We start from the raw sequence: 20,392 nt of genomic DNA, 5'->3' as shown, positions 1-20,392 counted from the left end.
AACCAACACCTTCCACCACCCCGAAAAACTCCTCGCCGACGACGATGACGAGTGGTAAGCGCTCGCCTACCCGGTCGTCACGCGCCCCCGTTCTCTGCCAATTCGAGGGTCTCGCGGATCAAGTCGCTGACCGCCTCGAATTCCACCAGGAAGCCATCGTGCCCGTAGGCGGACTCGATCACGTGCAGGCCGGTGCAGCCGGGCAGTAGCTCGGCCAGCTCCTCCTGCAACCTCAGCGGGTAGAGCCGGTCGGAGGTGATACCAGCGACCACGACGGGTACCGGGCACCCCCGCAGCGCTTTTCGCAACCCGCCGCGGCCACGGCCTACGTCATGGTGGTTGCACAACGCCATCAACGCCACGTAGCTTCCGGCGTCAAAGCGGTCCACCAGCTTGTCGCCCTGGTGTTCCAGGTAGCTTTGGACCGCGTAACGGCCGCCGTTCGTCGGGTCTTCGCCCGCCTGGCTGTCGTTGCCGAACCGAGTGTCGAGCTCGGCCTCGCCTCGGTAGGTCAGGTGCGCGAAGCGACGGGCGATGGACATCCCGAAATCGGGCTTGCGCCCGGTGCCGTAATAATCGCCACCCTGCCAGTTCGGGTCGGCCTTGATGAGCGCAATCTGGGTGGTCATGTGAGCGATCTGGTCCGCGGGGGTGCGAGCGCCGATTGCCACCAGCAGTCCGGCGCGGACTCGGTCCGGGTGGCTCACGATCCACTCCAAAGCCCTTAAGCCACCCATGGATCCGCCGATGACGGCGGCAACCTCGTCGATACCCAGCGCCGCAAGCGCCGCGACATCCGCCTCAACCACATCCCGCATCGAAATGTGCGGAAATCTCGAGCCCCATGGCTTTCCGTCCGGGGCAAGCGAGCCGGGCCCGGTAGAACCATTGCAACCGCCCAGCACATTGGTGGCCACCACGCACCAGCGGTTGGTGTCGATCGGCGCACCCGGCCCGGCCACCCCCTCCCACCAGCCGACCGTGGGATGCCCGGACGCGGCGGGGCCGGTGATGTGCGAATTGCCGGTGAGCGCGTGCAGCACAACCACCACGTTGTCACGCGTTGGCGACAATTCACCCCAGCGCTGCACGGCGATACGGACATCGTCGATCACTGCACCGCTTTCGAGGGTCAGCGGGCCGAGGTCGACGAAGCCGATTTCGGCTTCCGGGGGCAGTGTTTGGCTGGGAATGTCGGAAATCATCGTTTCCGAGTTCATCACAATGCAGCCGCCACTGTCTGCGAGTCACGCGCTTTCGTTATCGACCAAGTCGAGGGCCTTGCGGATCATGCCACTGACCGGCTCAAATACCCCGGACGGCCGGGCCCGGACGAGGACGACGACGTTCCCTAGCCCGCTGAGCCGGTGAACCTCAACACCAAATCGGCAACCTTCTCCGGCTCGTCGAGCTGTAGAAAGTGCCCGGCGTGTTCGACGATGGCCACGTCGCTCCCGGGGGGAAGCACCTTTTCCGTCCAGTGCGCGAAAACCGGTGCAAAACAGCCGTCTTCGCGACCATGCAAGTACAGGCTGGGCAGCGTTGGTGCCGACTTCCAGCGCCGGTGCAGCTCGGCGTACTGGGCAGGCGGCCGCGTGTTGCGGAGCGTGGCTCGGTAGGTTCCCAGCGCGGCTCGCCAGCTCTCCGGGGTCCCGATCGCGGCGTCGACGTGGCGAAGATCCTCCTCGGCGTCATAGTTCGGCGACCAGCGCCGCCACAGCCGCGGCACTATCCAGGACGCGGAACGTTCTGGTAGCCAAGGCAACTGGAAGTACATGCTGTACCAGCTGCGCACTAGCTGGTGGGGCAGTTGAGCGAGTAACCGGCCCCCGTCGGGCACCCGCCGCAGCGGTCGAAATGCCGCCGCCAGCGGCACCGACATGATCACCGCCTTGGCAAACGGGCTGTCGGGCAGCGCGGCCAACCCCGTCGCGGCGATCGCACCCCAGTCGTGACCGATGACCACATCGCGATCAGAGCCGCCGGCCGCCGACCGCACCCGCAGCGCATCGTCCATCAGCGCGCCGATGTGATAGCTGCCATCGGAGGGAATCGACGACGGCGCATACCCACGCGTGAACGGCGCCACCACCCGCCAGCCCGACTCGGCCAGCCTGGGAGCGAACTTGCGCCAGCTGTACGCCGTATCGGGGAATCCGTGCAGGCACAATGCGATCGGGCCGTCGGGTGGCCCCCAGGTCAGGGCCTTCAAGTCGACGGTCGGTGCCTGAACGTCGATCCAGCGGGGTCCGGTCATCGCTTCATCCTCCGCTATCCTCCGCGCCCAGCCTCTCAGAACTGGTCGAAGCCCGAGACCAGCCACCGCTCCCCGCTTTTATCGAGGGTCACCCGGACACTCGAGGAGCTATCGGCCGGCGGCGAGTTGCCGATGGTCACCATCTGGTCGACGAATACCAGGACCACCGCGTGATTCTCGGTCGCCAACACCGACGCCGCTGCGGGAACATGGGCGATCGCGGAGACGTGCTGCTCTTTCGCATTAGGAATGAGCGCTTCCTGTGTCACTTGCGTGTAGCTGTCGCGGAAGCCACCAGTCAACCGCTCCCGCGCGGCAGCCACGTCCTTCTCGATGGTGTCGGATCGGAAGGAAAGCAGTGCGATGGCGGAATCCTTTGCGGCCTTGACGGATTGGCTGCGGGCGATGTCAGTGTCACGAATCGACGAGTCATGCCACTTCAGAAAGCCCGCGGCCATCGCCAGCAGCAATGCCATACCGGGAAGCAGACCGTAGACCAGCACCCGCAACCAGTTGACCCGGTATTTGGTCATGGCACGAATTCCACGTCGGAAACCTTGCCGACCTCGCCCGTCTTCTGCACCGTGATCCGCATCCGCCAGAACTGCGGCTCCTGTTCGGCCCGGCTCGCATCGCGCACTGCCACCGCCACCAGCACCCGGCCCGCGTTTCTCGTTTGCGATTCCAATCCGGCGTCGATGACGGCACCGGTCTGTTTCGACCGCGTCTGCGTGGCGTTGTCGATGTAGGACTGCTTGCGGTGAGAGAAGCTGTCGTAGAACTTGCCGGTCGCCGAATCGAGGATCCGTTGCGCGTCGTCGGCGGCATGCTCGTAGTCGACCGTGCTCAGGTTCACCGCTGCCTGCCGAGCCGTTTGCACGAACAGGTCGCGCTGCGCCTTGATGGTGTGGGCCTCATACGCTCGAAAGCCCAGCCAGCCAACGAGCGCTGCCAGCACCGCCGCCCCGATCAGGCCCGCGATTAGCGCCGTCCGCTCCGTCGGCCCCGCGGGTTTGGTGGATAAAACGTTGGTTCCCGCGCGCACGGCTCCAACGTATTCCAGCAGCCCTGGCTCAGTCGTGCGCCACGTTTGCCACCGCGTTTTCCAGATCCGCAATGACGATCTTGCGCATGCCGTGCATCGCCTTGGTCGCCGCCGTCGCGCGCGCCGGGTCGGGATCGTTGACCAACTCGATAAGCCGCTGCGGGGTGATCTGCCAGCTCAGCCCGTAGCGGTCCTTCAGCCAACCGCACTGCGATTCCTCGCCACCATCGGTCAACCGCTCCCAGTAATAGTCGACCTCATCCTGGTCCTTGCAGTCGACCGTGAACGACACCGCTTCGCTGAACGGAAACTGCGGGCCTCCGTTAATGCCGATGAACCGGGTGCCGTCCAGCACGAAGCTTCCCCAGGCCACCTCACCCGGTACACCAGGACCGGCGTCCGTGTAGCGGTGCAGGGCCTCGATGTGCGAGTTCGGAAAGACCGCCGTGTAGAACTCGACGGCCTCCTCCAGGTTGTTGTCGAACCATAGCGACGGCGTGATCGCTGGCATGTCGTCTCCTTTTTGTCGGTTCGATCATGATCGACCCGTCCAAGGTCCGAAACTCATCGCCGGGAGGCGCGGACGGTAACGTCAGGCGGGATACCTACCGAGAGGAGGCCCGTGACTACTGTGAGCAGCACTCCGCAGACGGTCGAGTATTCGGGCGTCGACGGCATCACCCTGGTCGCTGACGAGTGGAATCGCGGCTCCGGCACGTCGGCCGACCGGCCGTCGATTCTGATGTTGCATGGCGGCGGCCAGAACCGGTTCTCCTGGAAGAACACCGGGCAGGTGCTGGCCGACGAGGGGTTCCACGTGGTCGCGCTCGACAGCCGTGGTCACGGTGACAGCGATCGGGCTCCGGACGCCGACTACGACGTCGAGACCTTGACCGAGGACGTCATGCATGTGCTCGATGCCATCGGCCGGCCCGTCATGCTGATAGGCGCCAGCATGGGCGGGTTGACCGGCATTCTGGTCGCGGATCGGGCCGGGCCGGACAAGGTCACCCGACTGGTCCTCGTCGACGTGGTGCCGCGGTTCGAGAAGAACGGCAGCGCCCGCATCCGCGAATTCATGTTCAGCGGCCTCCACGGGTTCGACTCGCTTGAAGAGGCCGCCGACGCCGTCGCCGCGTACCTGCCGCATCGGACCAAGCCGCGCAGCCCGGAGGGCTTGAAGAAGAATCTGCGGCTGCGCGACGGCCGCTGGTACTGGCATTGGGATCCGGCGTTCATGACCAAGCCCGGCGACGACCCCCAGCTGCGCACGGAGAAATTCGAGCAGGCCGCCAAGCATCTGACGATTCCGGTCCTGCTGATCCGCGGCAAACTGTCCGATGTGGTCAGCCCGGAGGGCGTGCGGCATTTCCTCGATACGGTGCCGGGCGCGGAGTTCGTCGAACTCTCCGACGCCGGGCACACCGCGGCCGGCGACGACAACGACGCCTTCAGCGACGTCGTCGTCGAGTTCGTCAACTCTTAGTTCGCCGGCTTCTCGGCGTGTCCGCCGAACTGCTTGCGCATGGCCGACAGCGCCTTGTTGGCGAAGTCGTCCAGGGAGCGCGACGCGAAGCGGGACTGCAACGCGGTCGTCAGCACCGGGGTGGGAACGCCTTCGTCGATCGCGGCGATGGAAGTCCAGCGCCCCTCCCCCGAGTCGGAGACACGACCGGAGAATTCCTTCAACTCCGGCGACTCCTGCAACGCGATCGCGGTCAGATCCAGCAGCCACGAGCCGATCACGCTGCCCCGCCGCCACACCTCGGCAACCTCCGAGATGTCGAAGCTGTACTGATAGAACTCGGGGTAGGTCAGCGGCGCGGTTTCGGCGTCACCCTCCTGCACATGCTTGCCGACGTCGGCGTTGCGCAGAACATTGAGCCCTTCGGCCAGCGAGGCCATCATCCCGTACTCGATGCCGTTGTGGACCATCTTGACGAAGTGCCCCGCGCCGGACGGCCCGCAATGCAGATAGCCCTTCTCCGACTGCGCGACCTCGCCGTCGCGGCCCGGGGTGCGCGGTGCCGCGTCCACGCCGGGCGCGACGCTGGCGAAGATCGGCTCGGCGTGGGTGAACGCGTCGTCGTCGCCACCGATCATCAGACAGTAGCCGCGTTCCCGGCCCCACACACCGCCGCTGGTGCCGCAGTCTAGGAGGTGAATTCCCTTGTCGGACAGTAGCTTTGCGTGCTGGATGTCGTCGCGGTAGTAGGAGTTGCCGCCGTCGATCACGATGTCGTCTTTGTCGAGAGTCTTGGCCAGCTCCTTGATCACCCCGGTGGTGATGTCACCTGCCGGCACCATCACCCAGACCACGCGCGGCTTGTTCAGTTTCTCGGCGAGCTCGGCCATCGAAGACACCCCGGTGGTCCGCTCTTCGCCGGCCATCGCCTTGACCGCGTCGGGATCGTGGTCGTACACAACGCATTCATGCCCGTCCTTGGCCACGCGGCGGACGATGTTCGCACCCATTCGGCCCAAGCCGATCATCCCTAGCTGCATGTTCTCCTGCTCTCCTTACTTCGCATGGCTATTCCCCGGCATCCACGGCTCTTCCCAGCCGTGGTGGCCCCGCAGCAGCGACCGTGCAGCATCGGGCCCCCACGATCCGGGCTCGTAAGGGTGCACCTGGCCAGGGGTATCGAGTAGCGGTTGCACGATCCGCCAAGTCTCCTCGATGCTGTCTTCCCGCGCGAACAACTCGCGGTCACCGCTCAACCCGGCATACAACAGCCGCTCGTAGGGCTGGATCGCCTCGCCCAGGTCCTGAGCGAACAGGGAGTCGAGGTGGACATCGCGCCAGGAGTCCCCGTCTTTGGCCACCAACTGCAAGCGCATTCCCGGATCGGGATCGACGCGCAGCACGATTTGGTTACGCGCGGCCCGTTCGCGCTTGGGCAGAAACGCCAATGCAGGAACGCGTTGCGTAAACAGCCGAACCTCGGTCACCTTCTCGGGCAACGCCTTACCGGCGCGCAGGAAGATCGGCACCCCGGCCCACCGCCAGTTGTCGATCTCCGTCCGCAGTGCAACGAACGTCTCGGTCTTGGAGTCTTTGGCCACCCCGTCGATGTCGGTATAGCCGCGATACTGGCCGCGCACGTACTGAGACGGGTCCAGGGCCGGCATCGCGCGGAACACCTCGGCCCGCTTGTCATTGAGGTCGTCGGCGCTCGGACCTACCGGCGGCTCCATCGCGACCAAGGCGAGCACCTGCAACAGATGGTTTTGCACGACGTCGCGCAATGTGCCGACCGCGTCGTAGAACTTGCCCCGGTCCTCGACGCCGAAATTCTCGGCCATCGTGATGTGGATCTCGGCGATGCTGCTGCGGTCCCACAGCTCGGCCATCGTCGTGTTGGCGAACCGGAGGTACTCCAGCTCGACGACGGGTTGTTTACCCAGGAAGTGGTCCACACGCAGGATCTGCTCCTCGTCGAGCACAGCGCGCAGCCGGGCGTTGAGTTCACGAGCCGACGCGAGATCGTGGCCGAACGGCTTTTCCACCGCTACGCGCGATTGCTCCAGCAGGCCGGCCTTACCCAGGTTCTCGACGATGGGCGCGAACAGCGACGGCGGCATTTCCAGGTAGTACAGGCAGTTACGCTTCGAACCGATCCGCTCGGCCAGCGTGTTGTAGAGCGCGTCATCGGTGACATCGCCGGACAGATAGGACAACCGATCCGCCAACCGGTCGAACACCTTGTCGTCGATTTCTTCGCCGGCCTGTTTGATCGCATCGCGGGCCCGCTTGACCAACTCCTCGACCGCTATGTCGTCGCTCGCTACGCCCACGATCGGGCACTGCAGTAACTTCCGGCGCTCCAGCCGGTACAGCGCGCGAAAAGTCATCTTGCGGGCCAGATCGCCAGTGATGCCGAAGATCACCAGCAAGTCTGAGTGGCTACCAGCGGATTCGGTCAATCGCGGGACCTCCAGGAAAATCAGCCAATCAGATCAGGCTCAAGGTATCCGTTTTTCGGGCAGCCAAACAGGGGCACCTGTCGCGCCTATCGCGAGCCATGATCGGGAAAGATGCAAAGCATGCATGTCCCCGTGACGCTTGCGCTCTACGTCCTGGCGGGCGTCGCCGTGATCGAAGCCGCCGGCCTTGCCGCCATGTGGGTAATGCTGGCCCGCAGTCGCCGCGAGCTCGAAGCCCTACGGAGACGAGCTGATAGCCGCAGCCGGCTGCTCTCCGGCGGCCGGGAGGCGGTCAAGACCGTGTGGCAGACCGCGAACCTAGTGCGCAAGGAGGGATTGGGCGCCGCGGTGCGCAGCAGCATCGAAGACCTCGCCGATTGGGCCGAGGTGGAACGCCCCGATTTGGCTCGGGTAACTCCGGACGGCAAGGTGGTAATCCTGTTCTCCGATATCGAGGAGTCCACCGCGCTCAATGAGCGGGTCGGTGACCGGGCTTTTGTCAAGTTGATCGGCGAGCACGACAAGCTGGTCCGCAAACTGGTCACAGAGCGCTCCGGGCATGTGGTGAAGAGCCAGGGTGACGGATTCATGATTGCCTTCGCCCGTGCCGAGCAGGCAGTGCGCTGCGGCATCGACATCCAGCACGCGCTGCAGAGGGATGCACATCGCAAGCGACGCAACGGCTTTCGGGTGCGGATCGGCATCCACATGGGCCGGTCGGTGCGCCGCGGCGACGACTTGTTCGGCCGCAACGTGGCCATGGCGGCACGAGTCGCCGGGCAGGCCGGCGGCGGGGAGATTCTGGTGAGTGAGGCTGTGCGCGACGCCGTCAGCAACTGCGAGGACATCTCCTTCGACCAGGGCCGCGACGCGGAGTTGAAGGGCTTCAGCGGCACTCAGCGCCTCTACGCCGTCGCCGGCCTCTAGGACTGATCGCCCGCTTCGGCCAGGCGCTGGTGTAGCCGGTCCCGGATCTCGTCGGGCGTATACGCTTTCCGCCGCCGCTGATCGCGGACCACCAGCACTCCCCCGGCGGCGACACCGAGGACGCCGGCCAACCCCAGCAGCTTCCAAATCGTGCGCATGGGCTCAGGCTATTCGCGCGGCTGTCCCCGGCACGACCGGTATGTGCATATGGTGCTCTCGTGGAAGCAAGCACGGTGACCCTGGATCGCGCGCTGGATGAGACCCGCACCGGTGACATCTGGCTGTTTCGCGGCCGCTCCGGACCTGATCGTGCCATCCAGACGTTGTCGAACAGCCCGGTCAACCACGTCGGCATGACCGTCGCGATCGAGGATCTGCCGCCGTTGATTTGGCATGCCGAACTCGGCGACAAATTAATCGACGTCTGGGCAGGCACCAACCACCGCGGTGTGCAACTCAACGACGCCCGGCAAGCGGTCGAGCGGTGGATGCAGCGCTACGGACAGCGATGCTGGCTGCGTCAGCTGGAGCCGTACGCCAACCGTGAGCAGGAGGATCGACTGCTGCGCGTCATCGCCCGGATGGACGGCACCCCGTTTCCAAGCTCGGCGCGACTCACGCTGCGTTGGCTACGCGGTCGACTTCCGACCCGGTACGACTGGGTGCGAGGAATCCCCGTGGTGGACAAGAAGGTTCGCGAATCGGCTCGGCGGCACCGGGCGTCTGAGCGACAGGGCGGCTTCGAATCTGCGTATTGCGCGGAGACGGTGGCAGTGACGTACGAAGAGATGGGGCTGATCGAAACCGAGAAGCACGTCAACTGGTTCGATCCAGGGTCGTTTTGGAGCGGAGACACCCTTCCGCTGGTGCCGGGTTATAAGCTGGGCGGCGAAATCGCCGTCATTCCAGACTAATTCAAATCACCGAGCCGAACGGCCGGGGCATAGGTTGTCTTGCGCCGCGTTCGCCATGTCCAGCAGGTTCTGGTACGACGCGTTCGGGTACGTCCAGTTTCTGGCAACGTCCTGTGGCGAGTGCCCCGCCTCCAGCTCGTTGCACATGGCGTGGCCACTGCCGAGCAGGAATTCCCGCGACTGCGGCACCACCTGGTATCCATGCCGGCTCAACTGATTCAGGTAGCCGTCCTCGTCGGCGTGCGCCACCCCAGCGCCGAATACGGCCACGAATGTGGCCGCTGCCGCGCAGCAGAGCAGCCGCAAGGCCGCTACCCCTCGTGTCATCGTCGATTCCCTCCAGTCCGGCCGGCTTGGTCAATAGCAGTATGCCCAGGCTTGCTGAGTGCCATGGTGGAGGCCCAGATACAGATCAGTCTTCGAGACGCCTTCGTTGGGTTGAGGCAATCTCACGCTGGATCTCGGCCTGATCACGCCGCACACTGGCTTTCCCGCGTTCGGCTCGTTGCTCGGCACGCTGCATGCGCTCACGTTCCCGTTCCGCGGCCGTGCCCTCACGCTGGTCGGCGCGCAGTTCGCGTTCGTCGGCTATCCGCTCGCGCTCGTCAGCGATGCGATCGCGCTCATCAGCGAAACGGTCGCGTTCATCCGCGAGCCATTCGCGCTGCCTGACGTCAGATTCACGCCGCGCGAGGGCATCGGCACGCTTGTCGAAGTCGTGTGACGCGCTCGGATCCACCGTGCTTCGCCGTCCCTTGTTCGGCGCAGATAACTACCCCAGGATATGCCTTTCTCAATAGCCAGCCGCTTCCCGCGTTATTCTTTGCCGATGATTGCGGGCGATAAGGCGCCTGACTTCACTTTGTATGACCACACCGGTCGGCCTCGGACACTGTCGGCGTTCCTTTCCAAAGGGCCGGTTGTGCTGTTTTTCTTTCCAATAGCGTCCTCCCCGATCTGTACAGCGCAGGCCTGTCATTTTCGGGACCTGAGCGACGAATTCGCCAGGGTGGGCGCCCAGCGTGTTGGCATCAGCACCGACACCGTCGACAAACAGGCCCACTTCGCCCTACAGCGTTCGTTCGACTATCCGCTGCTCTCGGACGCGGACGGCGTGGTGTCCGAGTTGTTCGGGGTGCGCCGGGGCAGGCTCGCCAAGCTGCGTAGATCCGTCGTGGCGCGTGAGGAGGCCTGGCGTGGCCGGCACACTCGGCGCCGTGGCCTGCTGGCCCGGCTGCTGCCGGTCAAACGGACCACATTCGTCATCGACACCGACCGCACCATACTCAAGGTCGTCTCCAACGAGGTGCGAGCGTCGGTGCACGCCGACCAGGCCCTGTGGTTCTTGGAGAACCGCAAGGCGTCGCACAGCGACGCCGGTGGCGACTGGTTCACAGAACCGGAAACCGCGGATGAGCCGAGCCTGGCACTCGAGGCTCCGATCGAAGCACTCAGCACCACCGCGAAGCCGCCGCGCTGGCGGCGAAACGATGTGCGAGGCCAGATCCTGACGTCTTGCGCGCACCACCCCTCCGTCGCAGAGATCGCCGCTCGCCTGTCATTGCCGCTCGGTGCGACGCGGTTCCTGGTCGACGACCTGGTGACACAGGGTTATTTGCGGGTGCACGCCCCCCTCGGTGACTCGACGCCAATTGATGAACGACGTGAGCTGATAAGAAGGACCCTAGATGGCCTACGAGCACTCAAGGCCGGATCTTCGAGCTAGACGTTGAACCGGAACTCGACGACGTCGCCGTCGGCCATCACGTAGTCCTTGCCCTCCATCCGCACCTTGCCGGCGGCTTTGGCCGCGGCCATCGACCCGGCGGCAACCAGGTCGTCGTAGGACACGATCTCGGCCTTGATGAAGCCCTTCTCGAAGTCGCTGTGGATCACCCCGGCCGCCTTCGGCGCGGTGTCGCCCTGATGGATGGTCCATGCCCGCGCCTCCTTCGGCCCCGCCGTCAGGAAGGTCTGCAACTTCAGCGTGTGAAAGCCGGCGCGGGCCAAGGCGTCGAGTCCCCGTTCGGTCTGCCCGATGGACTCCAGCAGTTCCGCGGCCGACTCGTCGTCGAGCTCTTGCAATTCCGCCTCGATCTTCGCGTCCAGGAACACCGCGTCGGCCGGCGCGACCAGCTCGCGCAGCTCCGCGACCCGCGCCGCGTCGGTGAGCACCGCTTCGTCGGCGTTGAAAACGTACAGAAACGGTTTGGTGGTCAGCAGGTTCAGCTCCCGCGGCATCGAGTCCGCCAACCCGGCCGCAAAAAGCGTCTTCCCGCCGTCGAGCACCTGTTGGGCGGCCAGAGCGCCCTCATGCAGCGGTTTGCGGTCCTTGTTGTTGCGGGCCTCTTTCTCCAGCCGCGGCACGGCGCGCTCGAGCGTTTGCAGATCGGCCAGGATCAGCTCGGTCTCGACGACCTCGATATCGGATTTGGGGTCCACCTGCCCCGCGACGTGGGCCACGTCGTCGTCGGAGAACACCCGCACCACTTGGCAGATCGCGTCGCACTCGCGGATATTGGCCAGGAACTTGTTGCCCAGCCCGGCCCCTTCGGACGCGCCCGCGACCAGGCCGGCGATGTCGACGAACGTCACCGGCGCCGGGACGATCCGCTGCGAGTCGAACATCTCGGCCAGCTTCGCCAACCGGGGATCCGGTAGGGGCACCACGCCCTCGTTGGGTTCGATCGTCGCGAACGGATAATTGGCGGCCACCACGTTGTTTTTGGTCAATGCGTTGAACAACGTTGACTTGCCGACATTCGGCAACCCGACAATCCCGAGGCTCAAGCTCACAGGGACTCAAGTGTAGGAGAGCCGAGCCACAACTCAGGTGGCACGCCATGAGCATGGTAACGAGCTCTTTACGGGCGTTCCGGCGCTGAGCCGGTACGGTCAACGTGTGTCAGCAGCACGGGCTAGATCGTCGGTTGCCGGGGGTCATCGCTCGATTCACCCCAATGTCCCCGGTGTTCCGTGGTGGGCGGCCGTCGTCGTCGCGGTGACCACGACCGCCGTGGGCTTCGCCTTCGACGCCGGATCGGGCAACAAGGAGCTGACGACCGTCTTCTCCGGGCTCTATGTCGTGGGGTGTGTGGCGGCTGTGCTGGCCGTGCGCCAGTCCGGTGTCTTCACAGCGGTAGTCCAGCCGCCGCTGATCTTGTTCTGCGCGGTGCCCGGGGCGTACTGGCTGTTCCACGGGGCCAAGATCGCCAAACTCAAGGACCTGTTGATCAACTGCGGTTATCCGCTGATCGAGCGATTCCCGCTGATGCTGTTTACGTCGGCTGGAGTGCTGCTGATCGGATTGGTCCGCTGGTACCAGGGCATGGCGGCCCGCACGACCGCAAGGTCCGAAGCCGACACCGCGAGCAGCGCCAAGCAGACGACGTGGTTCGCCGGGAAACTGGCATCGATACTCGGCGTGAGTTCCGCCGACGTCGACTCGGCCGGCGAGGGCACGGGAACCGGTCCGCAGCGGGCCCACGCCGTCGGTCGTACCGCGAGGTCCGCAAAATCCGGGTCGCCGACCGACAGCAAGCGGGCCGCCAAGCGTCCGGCGCCGTCACGCTCCCGGCACATCCGGCCGCCGCTGGACGACGCGCCCGATCCGACGGTCGATCGGACCCGTCGGCGCCGCCCCACACGCACCCGCGATCTCGACGCCGTCGAACCGCCCCGGCGGGGCCGGCTGCCGCGCGATCCGGACCTGCGCGGTCGGCCACCGCGAGAAATCCGCCGCGATCCGCATCTTCGCAAGGGCCAGCCACCCCGCCGCAGCAGCCGCTTCGACCCCTACGAGCCGATGGAGCCCTACGAACCTCCGCCCCCCGTGGAGCCACGCCGCCGGCCGGTGCCGAATGGAACGTCCGGCGCCACCGCGACGCATCACCCCATTTCGCGGGTCCGCTATCGCGGATCAGCCCGCGACGACGACGACACGTGACGCGAGCCGTCAGGACCGGGCCGGGCGGATCTCCCGCGGCAGGGCGAACACGAGCGTCTCGTTGGCCGTGGTCACCGGCTGCACCACGTCATAGCCGTGCTCGGCCAGCCGCTCGAGCACACCGCGCACCAACACCTCCGGAACCGACGCGCCGGAGGTCACGCCGACGGTGGTGACCCCATCCAGCCAGGCTGGGTCGATGTCGTCGGCGTGGTCCACCAGATGCGCGGCCCGCGATCCGGCGCCCAGCGCGACCTCGACTAACCGCACCGAGTTCGACGAATTGGCCGATCCGACCACGATCACCAGCTCGCACTCCGGCGCCATCGCTTTGACCGCGACCTGGCGGTTCTGGGTCGCGTAGCAGATGTCATCGCTGGGCGGATCCTGCAGTTTCGGGAAGCGCTCGCGCAGCCGCTGCACGGTCTCCATCGTCTCGTCGACGCTCAATGTGGTCTGCGATAGCCAGATGACCTTGTTCTCGTCGCGGACCGTCACCTCCTCGACGGCGCCGGGCCCGTCGACCAGTTGCACGTGATCGGGGGCTTCGCCGGCGGTTCCGATCACTTCCTCGTGGCCCTCGTGGCCGATGAGCAGGATGTCGTAGTCGTCGCGGGCGAACCGCTTGGCCTCGTTGTGCACCTTGGTGACCAGCGGGCAGGTAGCGTCGATGACCTGCAGTTCACGTTCGGCGGCCGACGCGTGCACGGTAGGGGCCACGCCGTGGGCGGAGAACACCACGATGGCCCCCTCGGGGACCTCGTCGGTCTCGTCGACGAACACCGCCCCCGCCTTGGCCAGCGTGTCCACCACGTGCCGGTTGTGCACTATCTCATGGCGCACGTAGACGGGCGGCCCATGCTTTTCCAGCGCACGCTCGACCGTCTCGACGGCGCGGTCCACGCCGGCGCAGTATCCGCGGGGTTCGGCCAGCAGCACCCGTTTTCCGGTGACCGGCTCGGCCGCCGGGCGAGTTGCGCCTGGGATCCCCATGTTGACGGTCGGGGGCATGGCCACCAGGGTACTTTCCGCGGGCCTATCCGACGACACTGCGCCGCCAGCTTGGAGTTGACCGCCGGTTGAGGCAGGCTGGGACGCATGGCTACTGCACCGTATGGGGTTCGGCTGCTGGTGGGCGCGGCGACGGTCGCCGTCGAGGAGACGATGAAACTGCCGAAAACCATCCTGATGTACCCGATGACACTGGCCAGCCAGGCCGCGCACATCGTGATGCGATTCCAGCAGAACATGGCCGACCTGGTGATCAAGGGCGACGCCACCCTGGAGTCGTTGTTCCCGCCCAAGGAGGAGCAGCCGGAGTGGGCGACGTTCGACGAGGACCTGGGTGAGGAGCAGGCGCCCGAGCCGGTGGATAATGGGCGCCGCGCCGACGGACGCTTCGCGCTCTACTCGACGTCCGATGCGCCGGCCGATCCGCCGACCGCGCCGCTGCCACGGCACGCCAGGAAGCCGACGTCGACGGTGCCGGCACCGCCCGTGGCCGACGAACTCGACTACGAGACGCTGACTCTGGCCCAACTGCGGGCCCGGCTGAACACGCTGGACGTCGACGAACTCGAGGCGCTACTGGCCTACGAGGAGGCCACCAGGGCGCGTGCGCCGTTCCAGACGCTGCTGGCCAACAGGATCACCCGCGCGAACGCGAAGTGACTGTAGCTGCGCCGGGGAGCTCGGCCGAGAACCCGTTCCCGGTTCGCGCGGTGGCCATCCGGGTGGCGGGCTGGATCGACAAGCTCGGCACGGTCTGGGTCGAGGGACAGCTGACCCAGATCAACATCCGGCCGGACTCCAAGACCGTGTTCATGGTGCTGCGTGATCCGGCGGCCGACATGAGCCTGACCGTGACCTGCCCGCGTGACCTGGTGCTGGATGCCCCGGTAAAACTGGCCGAGGGCACCCAGGTGGTGGTCTGCGGCAAGCCCACCTTCTACACCGGACGTGGCACATTCTCGTTGCGCTTGTCCGAAATTCGCGCGGTCGGCATCGGCGAGCTACTGGCACGCATCGAGCGACTGCGCCGGCTGCTGGACGCCGAGGGGCTCTTCGACCCGCGGCTCAAGCGGCCAATCCCGTTCCTGCCCACCATGATTGGGCTGATCACCGGCCGGGCCAGCGCGGCCGAACACGACGTGACGACAGTCGCCGCCTCGCGTTGGCCCGCGGTGCGCTTCGCGGTACGCAACACCGCCGTGCAGGGCCCGAACGCCGTCCCGCAGATCGTCGACGCGCTGCGAGAGCTCGACACCGACCCGGATGTGGATGTGATCGTGGTGGCCCGCGGCGGCGGCAGCGTCGAGGACCTGCTGCCGTTCTCCGACGAGACGCTGTGCCGGGCGATTGCGGCCTGCCGCACCCCGGTGGTCAGTGCGGTTGGTCATGAACCCGATAACCCCTTGTGCGACTTGGTCGCCGATCTGCGTGCCGCCACCCCAACCGACGCGGCGAAGAAGATCGTGCCGGACACCGCGGCCGAGCAGCAGTTGCTCGACGACCTGCGCCGCCGCAGCGCGCGGGCGCTGCGCAATTGGGTGGCCCGCGAAGAACGGGCGCTGGCCCAGTTGCGCAGTCGCCCGGTGCTGGCCGAGCCGCTGGCGGCGCTGACAGCACGGGCCGACGAGATTCACCGCGCCCGGTCCGCGGTGCGCCGGGACATCACCCGGCTGGTGGCCGCTGAGACCGATCGCATCGGTCACCTGGCGGCTCGGCTGGCCACGCTGGGCCCGGCGGCAACGCTGGCGCGTGGGTACGCGGTGGTGCAGAGGGTGCCGGCGGAGGGGCCTGCTGTGGTGTTGCGCTCCATCGACGACGCCCCGGCCGGGACCCGGTTGCGGGTGCGGGTGGGCGACGGGGCCGTGGCGGCGGTGAGCGAAGGACCGACCGATGGCCGATAACGAGCAGAACAAGGCTAGGCCCATTAGTCAGCTCGGGTACGAACAATGCCGTGACGAGCTGATCGAGGTCGTGCGGCTACTCGAACAGGGCGGGCTCGACCTCGATGCGTCGCTGAAGTTGTGGGAAAGAGGCGAACAGCTGGCTAAACGATGCGAGGAGTACTTAGCTGGAGCGCGCAAACGGGTGGCCGACGCGTTGGCTGCCAGCGAGAACGAAGACGCTGACAAATAGTTGAATCGGCAACCAGCTTGAGCACTCGTGCTCGAAACTGGAACGTGTTTCAGTTATGCTCGCCGGCATGGGTGATGCATCGCTGACCACTGAACTCGGCCGCGTCCTGGTCACCGGCGGCTCCGGCTTCGTCGGCGCCAACCTGGTGACGACGCTGCTCGACCGCGGCTACCAGGTGCGCTCCTTCGACCGGGCGCCGTCTCCGCTGCCCGCGCGACCGGGGCTGAAAGTGCTCGAAGGCGACATCTGCGACCCCGACACCGTCGCAGCCGCGGTGGACGGGGTCGACACCGTCTTCCACACCGCAGCGATCATCGAGTTGATGGGGGGCGCGTCGGTCAGCGACGAGTATCGCCGGCGCAGCTTCGCGGTCAATGTCGACGGCACCAAGAACCTGGTGCATGCGGCGCAGCAGGCCGGGGTCAAGCGGTTCGTCTACACCGCGTCGAACAGCGTGGTGATGGGTGGGCAGCGCATCGCCGGCGGCGACGAGACGCTGCCCTACACCGCTAGGTTCAACGACCTCTACACGGAGACCAAGGTGGTCGCCGAGAAGTTCGTGTTGTCTCAAAACGGCGTTAACGGGTTGCTGACCTGTTCCATCCGTCCCAGCGGCATATGGGGCCGCGGCGACCAGACGATGTTTCGCAGGCTGTTCGAAAGCGTTGTCGCCGGCCACGTCAAGGTGCTCATCGGCAGCAAGAACGCCAAGCTTGATAATTCATACGTACACAACCTGATTCACGGCTTTATCCTGGCCGCCGAACACTTAGTGCCGGGCGGCACCGCGCCCGGGCAGGCCTACTTCATCAACGACGGCGAGCCGATCAACATGTTCGAGTTCGCCCGACCGATCGTCGAGGAGTGTGGCGTGTCCTGGCCACGCGCGCGAGTATCGGGCCGAGTGGTGCGCGACGTCATGTCGGTATGGCAGCGGCTGCACTTCCGGTTTGGCCTACCGCAGCCCCCGCTGGAACCCCTTGCGGTGGAACGGCTTTACCTCGACAACTACTTCTCCATCGCCAAGGCGGAGCGCGACTTGGGTTATAAGCCGCTATTCACCACCGAGCAGGCGATGGCCGAGTGCCTGCCCTACTACTGCGAATTGTTCGAGCAGGTCAAGGCGGCAAGCCATCCTCACCTGGCGGCGGTTGTCGCCGCGGCGCCAGCAGAATAGCGTTCAGGCATCTCGAGTCACGGCAGCGACGGCAGCGGGCAGACTTCGCCCGTCGCGCTATTGACCAACGCGGCGCGGTCCAGCCGTGCCCGCAGCGGCAATACGTCCAGCACGGCGCCCACCACCTCGGGCAGCTGAGCCAGCATCGCGCGCGGCGCGAGCGAACAGTGCGGCAGCCAGGTTCCGGGCACGTAGTGCTTGTGCAGCTCCGCGCCGGTGGCGGTGACGGCCTCGACGACCCGTGATTGGCGTGCGACGAAATCCGCGCTAACCCCGGCGACCAACCACGTCCGGCCGCGCCGGAACAACCCCACGCCCTCAAAGCTGAGCTCGACCGGCGACCCGTCGCGCAGGTCGGTCAACGCCCCCGTCACCGCCGGCTGATCCCAGCTCCGCAGTACCGCATAGGACACATGCGGCACGTGCCGACCGTGGGTGTGCGAGCGCAGGCTCGGCACGCCACGGTCTTCGATTCGATCCCACAGCGCACGGATCGCGCGCTCGGATCGCCGGTCGAAGAGCAGGCAAACGGCCAGCGCCACAGAGTCAGCGGTTGAGGTGGACCGGCTGGTGGGTGACCTGCTCGATCCGCGTCGAGGCGTCCTGCAGCAGCTCGGTGCCCAGCGCGATCAGGCCGCGGGCGGCCGCGATCTCCTCACCGATCATCGGCTGGCTGGCGTCCTTCGGATGGCGGTAGGCGTCGCCCAGGGTGGTCATCGTCTCGCCGCCACCGAGTTCGGCGCGCACCGTCGCATGGGTATGGGTATCGTCCTCGTCGAATTCGATGTCGACGTGCCAGTTGTAGTCCAAATTGCGGTCGTACATTTGCCCATTCTCCCGCGAAGATGCAAGTGTCGACGTGTTTACCCAGTCAAAGGAGGACCATGGCCGAGACTGTGTTGGTCACCGGCGCGTTCGGGCTGGTCGGATCCGCGACCGTGCGGCAGTTGATCGCCGACGGCCGCCACGTCGTCGCCACCGACCTCGACATCCCGGCCAACCGCAAAAAGGCGGCCGCCCTGCTGCCCGCCGCCGACGTTCACTGGGCCGACCTCACCGATCCGGACGCGGTGAACGCGTTGCTGCAGGCGGTCTCTCCCGCGGCGATCATCAACCTCGCCGCGATCATCCCGCCGCTGTGTTACGCGCGGCCGGCGTTGGCCCGCAAAGTCAACGTCGACGCGACCGGGTTTCTGGTCAACGCCGCCAAGGCGCTGCCAACGCCGCCGCGCTTCGTCCTGGCGTCGAGCGTGGCCACCTACGGCGCCCGCAATCCGCATCGGGTCACCGACCTGCTCACTCCGGAGACCCCGCTGCGACCATCCGACAACTACGGCGCTCACAAGGTGGAAGCCGAGCAGCTGGTGCGCGGCTCCGGGCTGGACTGGGTGATATTGCGGCTGGGCGGCGTGCTCACCGCGGAACCGCGGTTTGACATCGACCTGGACACCCTCTACTTCGAGGCTTCGCTGCCCGTCGACGGCCGCATCCAGACCGTCGACGTGCGCGACGTGGCCCGCGCGTTCGTCGCGGCCACCACTGCACCGGTGATCGACGAGACACTGCTGATCGGCGGCGACGACTCGCACCGGCGGCTCCAAGGCGATCTCGCCCCGACAGTCGCGGCCGCGATGGGCCTCGTCGGCGCGGTGCCCGCGGGCCGCAAGGGCAACCCTGACAGCGACGATGATTGGTTCGCCACCGACTGGATGGATACTTCACGGTCAGCGGAAGTCCTTAAATTCCAACGGATTTCGTGGCCGCAACTGCTTGCCGAGGCCGCCGATCGGATGGGCTGGCTCCGCTATCCGGTACGGCTGGCAGCTCCCCTGGCACACGAGCTGCTCAAGCGGCGGTCGCCGTATTACCGTTACCCGGGCCGCTACGCCAACCCCTGGGCAGTGCTGCGCGCCAAATGGAACGACCCACGGCCCGAGGGAACCCCTGCCTGACCGCGATACGATCGGTTGATGCGACCGCAGAAGACGGTCAACCGTGTTGCAGCCTGGGCGCGCGTCGTGGCCGGTGTCGTGTTGGTCGTCGCGGTCATCACGGTGGCCTTCTTCGCCGGGTTCTTCACCGAGAGGGACTACGTTGACGTTTTTGGAGCCGTGGAAAAGGCTCTCCTGCCTGAAGAAAACACTTGCATTCAGACTTCATGTAAACCTGCGGGCAGGTTCGGGCAGCATTGCCGTCAGCTCGTAGTGCCGTGTTGAAATCTTTCACCGGCAAACAGGCGATCGTCACCGGCGCAGGCTCGGGCATCGGCGCGGCGCTGTGCCGGGCGCTGGTGGCCGCCGGCACCGACGTCGTCTGCACCGACATCGACGGCGACGCCGCCGCGAAAACCGCTGCGGGACTGGCGGGTAGGGGCAGCGCACGCGCCGCCACCCTCGACGTCACCGACGCGGCCGCCGTGCAGGCCGCCGTCGACGACGTCGTCGCCCGCACCGGTCGGCTGGATCTGATATTCAACAATGCCGGCATCGCCTGGGGCGGCGACACCGAACTGCTCACGCTGGACCAGTGGAACGCGATCATCGACGTCAATATCCGCGGCGTGGTGCACGGGGTCGCCGCCGCCTACCCGGTGATGCTGCAGCAGGGCCACGGGCACATCGTCAACACGGCGTCGATGGCCGGGCTGACCGCCGCGGGGCAGATCACCAGCTACGTGATGACCAAGCACGCGGTCGTCGGGCTGTCGCTGGCGCTGCGCTCCGAGGCCATCTCGCGTGGGGTCGGTGTGCTGGCCGTATGCCCGGCCGCCGTCGAGACCCCGATCCTGGACAAGGGCGCAATCGGTGGATTCGTCGGCCGCGACTATTACCTGCGCGGCCAAGGCATGAGAAAGGCCTACGACCCGGACCGGCTGGCCCGCGACACGCTGAAGGCGATCGAACGCAACAAGGCGCTGCTGGTGGTGCCCAGACGCGCGCACGCCTCGTGGCTGTTCGCCCGTGTGGCGCCCGGTCTCCTGCAGCGCCTGTCGATCCGATTCATCGCCCAGCAACGGGCGCGTCAGGCCGTTGGATCAGCCGTGCGGCGCTAACGT

General features: G+C 66.2%; 26 protein-coding genes and 1 pseudogene. 13 read left to right on the top strand and 14 right to left on the bottom strand.

The features are described 5' to 3' along the window. Positions 1 to 77: 77 nt before the first annotated feature. The 5 genes from metX to AWC06_RS01150 form a co-directional block, all read right to left on the bottom strand. A complete protein-coding gene (gene metX / locus AWC06_RS01170; RefSeq protein ID WP_085193945.1) occupies positions 78 to 1,205 on the bottom strand; it encodes a homoserine O-acetyltransferase MetX in 1,128 nt (375 codons plus the stop codon). Between the two features lie 146 nt (positions 1,206 to 1,351). Beyond that, entirely contained in the window at positions 1,352 to 2,257 is a 906-nt protein-coding gene (locus AWC06_RS01165; RefSeq protein WP_085193574.1) for an alpha/beta fold hydrolase, read from the bottom strand. 35 nt (positions 2,258 to 2,292) lie between these two features. After that, a complete protein-coding gene (locus AWC06_RS01160) occupies positions 2,293 to 2,790 on the bottom strand; it encodes a hypothetical protein (protein ID WP_085193572.1) in 498 nt (165 codons plus the stop codon). Beyond that, positions 2,787 to 3,302 carry a hypothetical protein gene (locus tag AWC06_RS01155; RefSeq protein ID WP_085193571.1) on the bottom strand — a complete coding sequence of 172 codons (516 nt, stop codon included), beginning with the start codon at positions 3,300 to 3,302 and terminating at the stop codon, positions 2,787 to 2,789. The genes AWC06_RS01160 and AWC06_RS01155 overlap by 4 nt, the downstream gene beginning before the upstream one ends. A gap of 28 nt (positions 3,303 to 3,330) precedes the next feature. Continuing rightward, complete coding sequence (locus tag AWC06_RS01150) at positions 3,331 to 3,813, bottom strand: VOC family protein (RefSeq protein ID WP_085193569.1); 483 nt, start codon at positions 3,811 to 3,813, stop codon at positions 3,331 to 3,333. A 111-nt stretch (positions 3,814 to 3,924) separates the two neighbouring features. Here AWC06_RS01150 and AWC06_RS01145 point away from each other — a divergent pair, with 111 nt between their 5' ends. Continuing rightward, on the top strand, positions 3,925 to 4,788 hold the full coding sequence (locus AWC06_RS01145; RefSeq protein WP_085193567.1) for an alpha/beta fold hydrolase: 864 nt from the start codon (positions 3,925 to 3,927) through the stop codon (positions 4,786 to 4,788). Here the strand turns inward: AWC06_RS01145 and gnd are convergent. Beyond that, positions 4,785 to 5,807, bottom strand: coding sequence for a phosphogluconate dehydrogenase (NAD(+)-dependent, decarboxylating) (gene gnd, locus AWC06_RS01140; protein ID WP_085193565.1), 1,023 nt, complete (start codon positions 5,805 to 5,807; stop codon positions 4,785 to 4,787). The genes AWC06_RS01145 and gnd overlap by 4 nt on opposite strands. Positions 5,808 to 5,822: 15 nt before the next feature. Beyond that, positions 5,823 to 7,229 carry a glucose-6-phosphate dehydrogenase gene (locus AWC06_RS01135; protein WP_085193563.1) on the bottom strand — a complete coding sequence of 469 codons (1,407 nt, stop codon included), beginning with the start codon at positions 7,227 to 7,229 and terminating at the stop codon, positions 5,823 to 5,825. Positions 7,230 to 7,349: 120 nt separating this feature from the next. On the opposite strand from AWC06_RS01135, the gene AWC06_RS01130 reads away from it, so the two are divergent. Then, on the top strand, positions 7,350 to 8,156 hold the full coding sequence (locus AWC06_RS01130; RefSeq protein ID WP_139819841.1) for an adenylate/guanylate cyclase domain-containing protein: 807 nt from the start codon (positions 7,350 to 7,352) through the stop codon (positions 8,154 to 8,156). Here AWC06_RS01130 and AWC06_RS22845 read toward each other — a convergent pair. Continuing rightward, a complete protein-coding gene (locus AWC06_RS22845; RefSeq protein WP_139819840.1) occupies positions 8,153 to 8,314 on the bottom strand; it encodes a hypothetical protein in 162 nt (53 codons plus the stop codon). The two genes, AWC06_RS01130 and AWC06_RS22845, sit on opposite strands and share 4 nt — an antisense overlap. 75 nt (positions 8,315 to 8,389) lie before the next feature. Here AWC06_RS22845 and AWC06_RS01125 point away from each other — a divergent pair, with 75 nt between their 5' ends. Beyond that, a complete protein-coding gene (locus tag AWC06_RS01125) occupies positions 8,390 to 9,070 on the top strand; it encodes a guanylate cyclase (protein WP_372457982.1) in 681 nt (226 codons plus the stop codon). A 6-nt stretch (positions 9,071 to 9,076) separates the two neighbouring features. Here AWC06_RS01125 and AWC06_RS01120 read toward each other — a convergent pair whose 3' ends face one another. Continuing rightward, on the bottom strand, positions 9,077 to 9,397 hold the full coding sequence (locus AWC06_RS01120; protein ID WP_085193557.1) for a DUF732 domain-containing protein: 321 nt from the start codon (positions 9,395 to 9,397) through the stop codon (positions 9,077 to 9,079). Positions 9,398 to 9,482: 85 nt separating this feature from the next. Further along, entirely contained in the window at positions 9,483 to 9,809 is a 327-nt protein-coding gene (locus AWC06_RS23920; protein WP_085193555.1) for a hypothetical protein, read from the bottom strand. A gap of 90 nt (positions 9,810 to 9,899) precedes the next feature. Here AWC06_RS23920 and AWC06_RS23850 point away from each other — a divergent pair. Further along, positions 9,900 to 10,436 (top strand): annotated as a pseudogene (locus AWC06_RS23850) (peroxiredoxin); the annotation flags it as partial. Then, positions 10,416 to 10,796 (top strand): DUF742 domain-containing protein, encoded by a 381-nt coding sequence (locus AWC06_RS23845; protein ID WP_264479792.1) that lies wholly within the window; start codon positions 10,416 to 10,418, stop codon positions 10,794 to 10,796. The pseudogene AWC06_RS23850 and the gene AWC06_RS23845, both read left to right, overlap by 21 nt. Here AWC06_RS23845 and ychF read toward each other — a convergent pair. Continuing rightward, a complete protein-coding gene (ychF, locus tag AWC06_RS01105; RefSeq protein ID WP_085193551.1) occupies positions 10,793 to 11,866 on the bottom strand; it encodes a redox-regulated ATPase YchF in 1,074 nt (357 codons plus the stop codon). The genes AWC06_RS23845 and ychF overlap by 4 nt on opposite strands. Before the next feature lie 106 nt (positions 11,867 to 11,972). On the opposite strand from ychF, the gene AWC06_RS01100 reads away from it, so the two are divergent. Continuing rightward, entirely contained in the window at positions 11,973 to 13,016 is a 1,044-nt protein-coding gene (locus tag AWC06_RS01100; protein WP_139819839.1) for a DUF6542 domain-containing protein, read from the top strand. Between the two features lie 9 nt (positions 13,017 to 13,025). Here AWC06_RS01100 and AWC06_RS01095 read toward each other — a convergent pair whose 3' ends face one another. Further along, the gene (locus tag AWC06_RS01095) at positions 13,026 to 14,027 is read right to left on the bottom strand and encodes a 4-hydroxy-3-methylbut-2-enyl diphosphate reductase (protein ID WP_085193547.1); all 1,002 of its coding nucleotides are present in this window, start codon (positions 14,025 to 14,027) and stop codon (positions 13,026 to 13,028) included. An 87-nt stretch (positions 14,028 to 14,114) separates the two neighbouring features. On the opposite strand from AWC06_RS01095, the gene AWC06_RS01090 reads away from it, so the two are divergent. The 4 genes from AWC06_RS01090 to AWC06_RS01075 are packed head-to-tail and all read left to right on the top strand — an operon-like array spanning position 14,115 to position 17,337. Beyond that, the gene (locus tag AWC06_RS01090) at positions 14,115 to 14,687 is read left to right on the top strand and encodes a lipid droplet-associated protein (RefSeq protein ID WP_085193544.1); all 573 of its coding nucleotides are present in this window, start codon (positions 14,115 to 14,117) and stop codon (positions 14,685 to 14,687) included. Continuing rightward, the gene (gene xseA, locus AWC06_RS01085; RefSeq protein WP_085193542.1) at positions 14,684 to 15,928 is read left to right on the top strand and encodes an exodeoxyribonuclease VII large subunit; all 1,245 of its coding nucleotides are present in this window, start codon (positions 14,684 to 14,686) and stop codon (positions 15,926 to 15,928) included. The genes AWC06_RS01090 and xseA overlap by 4 nt, the downstream gene beginning before the upstream one ends. Then, on the top strand, positions 15,918 to 16,160 hold the full coding sequence (locus AWC06_RS01080; protein WP_085193540.1) for an exodeoxyribonuclease VII small subunit: 243 nt from the start codon (positions 15,918 to 15,920) through the stop codon (positions 16,158 to 16,160). The genes xseA and AWC06_RS01080 overlap by 11 nt, the downstream gene beginning before the upstream one ends. A gap of 55 nt (positions 16,161 to 16,215) precedes the next feature. Beyond that, a complete protein-coding gene (locus AWC06_RS01075; RefSeq protein WP_085193538.1) occupies positions 16,216 to 17,337 on the top strand; it encodes a 3-beta-hydroxysteroid dehydrogenase in 1,122 nt (373 codons plus the stop codon). 17 nt (positions 17,338 to 17,354) lie between these two features. Here the strand turns inward: AWC06_RS01075 and AWC06_RS01070 are convergent, their stop codons facing one another. Together AWC06_RS01070 and AWC06_RS01065 are read right to left on the bottom strand one after the other, a co-directional pair. Further along, positions 17,355 to 17,879 (bottom strand): 2'-5' RNA ligase family protein, encoded by a 525-nt coding sequence (locus tag AWC06_RS01070; protein ID WP_085193536.1) that lies wholly within the window; start codon positions 17,877 to 17,879, stop codon positions 17,355 to 17,357. Positions 17,880 to 17,883: 4 nt separating this feature from the next. After that, on the bottom strand, positions 17,884 to 18,162 hold the full coding sequence (locus tag AWC06_RS01065) for a DUF1876 domain-containing protein (RefSeq protein WP_085193534.1): 279 nt from the start codon (positions 18,160 to 18,162) through the stop codon (positions 17,884 to 17,886). Between the two features lie 59 nt (positions 18,163 to 18,221). Between AWC06_RS01065 and AWC06_RS01060 the strand changes: the two genes are divergently transcribed. The 3 genes from AWC06_RS01060 to AWC06_RS01050 are packed head-to-tail and all read left to right on the top strand — an operon-like array spanning position 18,222 to position 20,389. Beyond that, positions 18,222 to 19,289, top strand: a complete 1,068-nt coding sequence (locus AWC06_RS01060; protein ID WP_085193532.1) for an NAD-dependent epimerase/dehydratase family protein — start codon at positions 18,222 to 18,224, stop codon at positions 19,287 to 19,289. A gap of 18 nt (positions 19,290 to 19,307) precedes the next feature. Continuing rightward, on the top strand, positions 19,308 to 19,553 hold the full coding sequence (locus tag AWC06_RS01055) for a hypothetical protein (protein WP_085193530.1): 246 nt from the start codon (positions 19,308 to 19,310) through the stop codon (positions 19,551 to 19,553). Further along, complete coding sequence (locus AWC06_RS01050; protein WP_085193943.1) at positions 19,550 to 20,389, top strand: SDR family NAD(P)-dependent oxidoreductase; 840 nt, start codon at positions 19,550 to 19,552, stop codon at positions 20,387 to 20,389. The genes AWC06_RS01055 and AWC06_RS01050 overlap by 4 nt, the downstream gene beginning before the upstream one ends. The last annotated feature ends 3 nt before the right edge of the window (positions 20,390 to 20,392 follow it).

Origin of the sequence: Mycobacterium fragae, assembly GCF_002102185.1 — a bacterium.
In the GTDB taxonomy this organism is placed as follows: domain Bacteria; phylum Actinomycetota; class Actinomycetes; order Mycobacteriales; family Mycobacteriaceae; genus Mycobacterium; species Mycobacterium fragae.
The sequence above is the reverse complement of the archived record's forward strand: the minus strand, read 5'-3'. Positions and strand labels throughout refer to the sequence as shown.

Coding starts and splice junctions, on each gene's coding strand:
- AWC06_RS01095 (WP_085193547.1), bottom strand. CDS start 14,027: ATGCCCCCGACCGTCAACATGGGGATCCCAGGCGCAACTCGCCCGGCG.
- AWC06_RS22845 (WP_139819840.1), bottom strand. CDS start 8,314: ATGCGCACGATTTGGAAGCTGCTGGGGTTGGCCGGCGTCCTCGGTGTC.
- AWC06_RS01090 (WP_085193544.1), top strand. CDS start 14,115: ATGGCTACTGCACCGTATGGGGTTCGGCTGCTGGTGGGCGCGGCGACG.
- AWC06_RS01165 (WP_085193574.1), bottom strand. CDS start 2,257: ATGACCGGACCCCGCTGGATCGACGTTCAGGCACCGACCGTCGACTTG.
- AWC06_RS01055 (WP_085193530.1), top strand. CDS start 19,308: ATGCGACCGCAGAAGACGGTCAACCGTGTTGCAGCCTGGGCGCGCGTC.
- AWC06_RS01160 (WP_085193572.1), bottom strand. CDS start 2,790: ATGACCAAATACCGGGTCAACTGGTTGCGGGTGCTGGTCTACGGTCTG.
- metX (WP_085193945.1), bottom strand. CDS start 1,205: ATGATTTCCGACATTCCCAGCCAAACACTGCCCCCGGAAGCCGAAATC.
- AWC06_RS01150 (WP_085193569.1), bottom strand. CDS start 3,813: ATGCCAGCGATCACGCCGTCGCTATGGTTCGACAACAACCTGGAGGAG.
- AWC06_RS01065 (WP_085193534.1), bottom strand. CDS start 18,162: ATGTACGACCGCAATTTGGACTACAACTGGCACGTCGACATCGAATTC.
- AWC06_RS01120 (WP_085193557.1), bottom strand. CDS start 9,397: ATGACACGAGGGGTAGCGGCCTTGCGGCTGCTCTGCTGCGCGGCAGCG.
- AWC06_RS01060 (WP_085193532.1), top strand. CDS start 18,222: ATGGCCGAGACTGTGTTGGTCACCGGCGCGTTCGGGCTGGTCGGATCC.
- AWC06_RS01075 (WP_085193538.1), top strand. CDS start 16,216: ATGCTCGCCGGCATGGGTGATGCATCGCTGACCACTGAACTCGGCCGC.
- AWC06_RS01130 (WP_139819841.1), top strand. CDS start 7,350: ATGCATGTCCCCGTGACGCTTGCGCTCTACGTCCTGGCGGGCGTCGCC.
- gnd (WP_085193565.1), bottom strand. CDS start 5,807: ATGCAGCTAGGGATGATCGGCTTGGGCCGAATGGGTGCGAACATCGTC.
- AWC06_RS01080 (WP_085193540.1), top strand. CDS start 15,918: ATGGCCGATAACGAGCAGAACAAGGCTAGGCCCATTAGTCAGCTCGGG.